The organism is Bathymodiolus heckerae thiotrophic gill symbiont (assembly GCF_900180345.1).
Classification (GTDB): Bacteria; Pseudomonadota; Gammaproteobacteria; order PS1; family Pseudothioglobaceae; genus Thiodubiliella.
Window position 1 is genome coordinate 1 of record NZ_FXLV01000069.1, and the last position, 5,560, is coordinate 5,560.

Below are 5,560 nucleotides of genomic sequence, written 5' to 3' on the forward strand. Positions count from 1 at the left end.
ACATCCAGTGAGTAAAAAAGGCTAAAAAGAGAGAAATAAGGCTAAAAAAATCAGACAAACAAGGTGTTTTTTAGATTTTTATGGAAAAATACGGAAATTTTGAGCTATTTTTTTTGAAAAATTGCAAGGGTTGAAAATAGGATGGGGAATTATGAATTATGTAAAGGTCTCTACTAGGAATTTTACACTCTAAAAAAGGTTTGTGGCAGAGGTAATAATTTATCGTTCCTGCGCTGTGCTTGGGTGCATACTTGGGGTTTTAGGGAAAAAATATAACAATAGTTTTGTCTATAGATTCTCCAATAACAATACTTTTTTCTGTGCTTACTTCGAGAAATAGCACATCAGTTACTGAAAGGTGCGTTTTTTACATCTAAGTGGTCTACGGATATTACATTCTTCATGCCATTAAACTGTTTCTTGGTACTCTGGATCCGTCTTTAAGCCTAATGTTATGCTCACTTCCAACTAGATTTTCATTGAGTGTCTGCTTGTGAGGATGAATAGGAAAAAGGAAGGTGGCAAGTCTACAAAAATGGGCGATAAAAGGAAAAATTGCACCCCCCTACTTCTTGTACAAATCTAGGGGATTATTTACCTTGTTGGTCGCCCCAAAGTAGTTTGTGTAATTGCACTTGCAGGCGTACATTCAGTTGCTTGTCTAATATCCAATCTGCTAACTGCACGGGCTCAATTTTATCAAATACTGGTGAGAGCAATACGCTTGCCTGAGTTGGATATTTGTTCAAAATACCCACACTCCAATCAAAGTCAGATTTTGAGCCAATCACAAACTTTAACTGGTCTTTGGTTTGAAGTTTTTCAATATTTGCGTATCGATTTTTGTCTGCCTCGCCTGAATCTGGGGTCTTAATATCCATCACGATTGACACACCCGGATTAACACCCATAATATCAATACTGCCGCTAGTTTCTAGTGATACCTGATACTTGTCTTTAATCAATCTATCAAGCAAAATATGGCAATCAATCTGTGCCAACGGCTCTCCACCTGTAACGCAAACATACTGTGTGTTGTATTTTTTAATCTCATTTAAAATACTCTCAATACTTAGCAAATTATTACCCTTAAAGGCGTATTCAGTATCACAATAACTGCAACGCAACGGGCAGCCCGTGAGGCGTATAAACACCGTTGGCAAGCCCACTTCGCGTGCCTCGCCTTGCAATGAGTAGAATATTTCGTTGATGTTTAACATTAAATAACTTTCTTATTAAAACCGATTTTCTTAAAACCTTGTAATTGGTATTTGGCACAAATTAATGCATCAATATTGTAGCTTTGCATCATATCTAGTGCTTTGAGAGATGTGTTTATCACCAACAACACCAGACATCATTAGTTTACATAAACATAATTCATTATATATAAAATTTTTATCTAAATTGAGAGCTCTTTAACGCCTTGATTTGATTGCGCATATCTGCGGCTTGCTCAAACTTTAACTCTTCTGCAAAACCATACATCTGTTTTTCTAATGATTTGAGCTCTTTTGTAAGTTGCACAGGGGATAATTTTGCCACAGTCTGGGTGTTGTATTCGCCCTCAGATTCTGCCACTTTTGTATCGGTGTCCAAAATATCAACAATCGGCTTCATTACACCTCTAGGAGTAATGTTGTTGACTTCATTATATGTTTGCTGTTTTTGGCGTCGGCGTTCGGTTTCATCCATGGCTTTTTTCATTGAATTGGTAATTCTATCGGCATACAAAATCACATGTCCATTGATGTTTCTCGCTGCCCTACCCATGGTTTGAATTAACGAACGCTCAGAGCGTAAAAACCCTTCTTTATCCGCATCCAAAATTGCCACCAAAGATACCTCAGGTATATCCAAACCCTCTCTAAGTAAGTTAATACCTACCAACACATCAAACACACCTAGACGCAAATCACGGATAATCTCCACCCGTTCAACGGTATCAATATCAGAGTGCAAATACCGAACTTTGACATTGTGGTCATTCAAATAATCACTCAGTTGTTCGGACATTCGTTTGGTTAAAGTCGTTACCAATACCCGCTCACCGACCATAACTCGTTTGTGTATTTCACTCAGTAAATCATCCACTTGGGTTTCTACTGGGCGCACTTCAATCTCAGGATCTAGTAGCCCTGTTGGTCTGACCACCTGCTGCACAATAACACTGGAAACATCCAGTTCGTACTGTGAAGGTGTGGCAGAAACCAAAATACATTGATGAATTTTGTCTTCAAATTCGGCAAATTTTAACGGACGATTATCCAACGCCGAAGGCAGTCTAAAGCCAAACTCAACCAGTGTTGTTTTACGCGCCCTATCGCCGTTATACATCCCCCCAATCTGACTGGCCGTTACATGCGATTCATCTAAAATCACCAGCGCATCCTTAGGCAGATAATCCAGTAGTGTCGGTGGTGGCTGCCCTACTTCTCTATTTGACAAATAGCGTGAATAATTTTCGATACCATTGCAATAACCCAACTCTCGCATCATTTCAATATCCATATGCACCCGTTGTGTTAGGCGTTGTTCTTCCACCAGTTTATTTTGTGCTAATAATTCTTTACGCCGTGCCTTAAGTTCGTCCTTAATATCCTCCAGCATATTCAAAATCTTGGATTTAGGTGTTACATAGTGTGTTTGTGGATAAATCGTTATTCGTTGCAATCGCTTTAGTTTCTCGCCCGTAAGCGGGTCAAACCAATACAACGCCTCAATTTCATCATCAAACAACTCAATGCGTAGTGCCTGCTCTTCCGAATCAGCAGGAAATATATCAATCACTTCGCCCTTTACTCTGAAATGCCCACGCGTCAAGTTCACATCATTGCGTGTATATTGAATTTGCGATAAACGCGATAAAATCTCCCGTTGATTAATTACCTCACCAACACTTAAATGCAACAACATTTGCATATAACTGTCTGGGTCGCCTAAGCCATAAATTGCCGAAACACTGGCGATAATAATCACATCATCTCGTTCTAGCAATGCCTTGGTTGCAGAAAGACGCATTTGTTCGATTTGCTCGTTAATGGAAGAATCTTTCTCAATATAAGTGTCGCTCGCTGGCACATACGCCTCAGGCTGATAATAATCATAATAAGAAACAAAATATTCCACCGCATTGTTTGGAAAAAATGCCTTCATTTCACTATACAACTGTGCCGCCAATGTCTTATTCGGTGCCATAATCAGGCTGGCACGCTTGGTTTGTTTGATCACATTTGCCAAGGTAAAAGTCTTACCTGAGCCAGTTACACCCAGCAATGTTTGGAATTTTTTCCCCGTGTTTATCCCATCAACCAAGGCCTTAATGGCATCAGGCTGATCCCCTGTTGGAAAAAATTGCGATTCTAATTGAAATTTTCTACCCACTGCGTGCTTTTTTGATTATCATAAACACTCAATTTTAAACAATTTAAACCACTATGAGTATCCTTTCAAACAGAGTTGGCAAAGTTAAGCCTTCAGCCACACTAGCCGTTACTGCCAAAGCCAATGAACTTAAGGCTCAAGGCATCCAAATCGTACCAATGGGTTCAGGTGAGCCAGATTTTGACACACCGAAAAATATTCAGCAAGCAGGCATAGATGCCATTAAAAATGGACAAACTCGCTACACAGCAGTCGATGGCACGCCTGAGTTAAAAAATGCCATTATCAGCAAATTTAAACGAGAGAATAGTCTAGACTACACGGCGACCGAAGTTATGGTCTCCTCAGGCGGCAAACAAGTGTTTTACAACCTGTGCCAAGCCGTACTTGATACAGGTGATGAGGTCATTATTCCATCGCCTTACTGGGTAAGTTATCCCGATATGGTGATATTGGCAGATGCCACGCCAGTTATCGTTGAAACTGGACTAGAACAGGATTTTAAAATCACCCCTGAGCAGCTGGAAAACAGCATTACCGACAAAACCAAATTGTTTGTCATTAACAGCCCTTCCAACCCCACAGGTGCGGTTTATTCCAAAGTAGAACTCCAAGCTCTAGCAACAGTGCTAAAAAAACACCCACAAATTTTAATTATCACCGATGATATTTATGAGCACATTCGTTGGGGTGCAAACAATGGTCAAAATGATTTTATCAATATTGTTATGGCTGACAACACCCTCAAAGAGCGCACCATTATCCTTAACGGCGTATCCAAAGCCTACGCAATGACAGGCTGGCGTATTGGCTACGGCGCAGGCCCAGAGGTCATCATCAAGGCGATGAAAAAAATCCAAGGACAATCAACCTCAAACCCCTGCTCCATCGCCCAAGCAGCCGCATTAGAAGCACTAAATGGCAACCAAGACATCATTAACACCATGGTATCTGCTTTTGAAGAGCGGCACGATTTTATCGTCAATGCCCTAAACGCCATTGACGGCATTGAATGCCCAAAATCCCAAGGCGCATTTTATTCATTCCCACGAGTTGAAGGCTTAATCAAGCGCTTAGGGCTAAAAGATGATGTTGAGTTATCCACTTATTGCCTAGAAAAACTCAACATCGCCCTAGTGCCAGGCTCTGCCTTTGGTGCATCAGGCTATGTGCGTTTTTCATTTGCCACCAGCATGGACAACATTAAGCAGGCAGTAGAAAAACTCAGCAAAGTTTAAACAACGCAAAATTAATATTTGTAAATAATCTGAGACCTTTGCATAAATATGGATGAGGTGAATTCGATTCATAGGTGCATAACTCCCAATTGACGAACATTAACACCCATCCTTTCTAAAAACCTGATAAGGCTATAAATGTGTCCAAGATTGTTAGACCACTACAACCCCAGCAAGATGCAAGTATTAGTTTCAAGCAGATTTTAACCTGTTCGTTACGAGCTTGCAATCACGATTTTAGTGCAATGGAAAATCAAATTTTGGGCTGGATTTACTTATCGATGAAAAGGAAATAAAAAAGTCATAATGAGACCTTTGCATAAATAGGGATGATTAGCAAAATTCAATTTTTGCCAGATTGGTGATTTTCTTAAACCTTATCCTAGCAGGGCTAAGGTTGGGTTTAAAAAATTGCCAAGCGGGTGAAAAGTGGATTTTTAATGATTATTCATATTTATGCAAAGGTCTCATAATAACCTAATTTAATAGTCCTTCATAAAATCATGCTTCTTTTCACTATTTATTTGTTGCTCAATATATGCAATTTGTTGCTCTAAATACTGCTTATGTTCTAAAAAATTTATCGATGATATGCGTCCAATTAATGATACTTGAATTCGCACATTAAGTGCGAATTCAAGACATTTTTTTAAAAAGTTTGACTTATGCAAAATTCTTACCATATAATGTAACAAAAAATTTTAAGATCAAGGATAAATTAAGACATGAAAGCACTAATAAGAAATATCTGTACAACTTACAACAATACCATCAACCTAATTACCCATATTTCGAAAGGACACTTTAGTGTACTAAACAAACTCAAGCACTTCTTAGCCTTTAGCGCTTTAACCCTATCCCTTAATGTTACCTCTGCTGGCGATGTTAATCAGTTTAATAAACAAGCCTACCTAGACCTTAATACCGAATACAACGAA

At 39.2% G+C, this 5,560-nt stretch carries 5 protein-coding genes; 2 read left to right on the forward strand and 3 right to left on the reverse strand.

Features of this window, described 5'->3' with window-relative positions; translation table 11 throughout:
• Window positions 1–590 precede the first annotated feature (590 nt).
• Genes queE through uvrB form a run of 3 tightly spaced genes read right to left on the reverse strand, consistent with a single transcriptional unit; the run spans window position 591 to window position 3,384 of the window.
• The gene (gene queE / locus CRYPD_RS07240) at window positions 591–1,220 is read right to left on the reverse strand and encodes a 7-carboxy-7-deazaguanine synthase QueE (RefSeq protein ID WP_138146916.1); all 630 of its coding nucleotides are present in this window, start codon (window positions 1,218–1,220) and stop codon (window positions 591–593) included.
• Window positions 1,220–1,342 carry a hypothetical protein gene (locus CRYPD_RS08395; RefSeq protein ID WP_280178684.1) on the reverse strand — a complete coding sequence of 41 codons (123 nt, stop codon included), beginning with the start codon at window positions 1,340–1,342 and terminating at the stop codon, window positions 1,220–1,222. The genes queE and CRYPD_RS08395 overlap by 1 nt, the downstream gene beginning before the upstream one ends.
• Before the next feature lie 56 nt (window positions 1,343–1,398).
• Window positions 1,399–3,384, reverse strand: coding sequence for an excinuclease ABC subunit UvrB (uvrB, locus tag CRYPD_RS07245; RefSeq protein WP_138146917.1), 1,986 nt, complete (start codon window positions 3,382–3,384; stop codon window positions 1,399–1,401).
• A 53-nt stretch (window positions 3,385–3,437) separates the two neighbouring features.
• Here uvrB and CRYPD_RS07250 point away from each other — a divergent pair, with 53 nt between their 5' ends.
• Together CRYPD_RS07250 and CRYPD_RS07255 are read left to right on the forward strand one after the other, a co-directional pair.
• Window positions 3,438–4,622 (forward strand): pyridoxal phosphate-dependent aminotransferase, encoded by a 1,185-nt coding sequence (locus tag CRYPD_RS07250; RefSeq protein WP_138146918.1) that lies wholly within the window; start codon window positions 3,438–3,440, stop codon window positions 4,620–4,622.
• A gap of 725 nt (window positions 4,623–5,347) precedes the next feature.
• Window positions 5,348–5,560: hypothetical protein (locus CRYPD_RS07255; RefSeq protein WP_138146662.1), on the forward strand; the 213-nt coding region annotated here is incomplete at its 3' end.

Coding starts and splice junctions, on each gene's coding strand:
- queE (WP_138146916.1), bottom strand. CDS start 1,220: ATGTTAAACATCAACGAAATATTCTACTCATTGCAAGGCGAGGCACGC.
- CRYPD_RS07250 (WP_138146918.1), top strand. CDS start 3,438: ATGAGTATCCTTTCAAACAGAGTTGGCAAAGTTAAGCCTTCAGCCACA.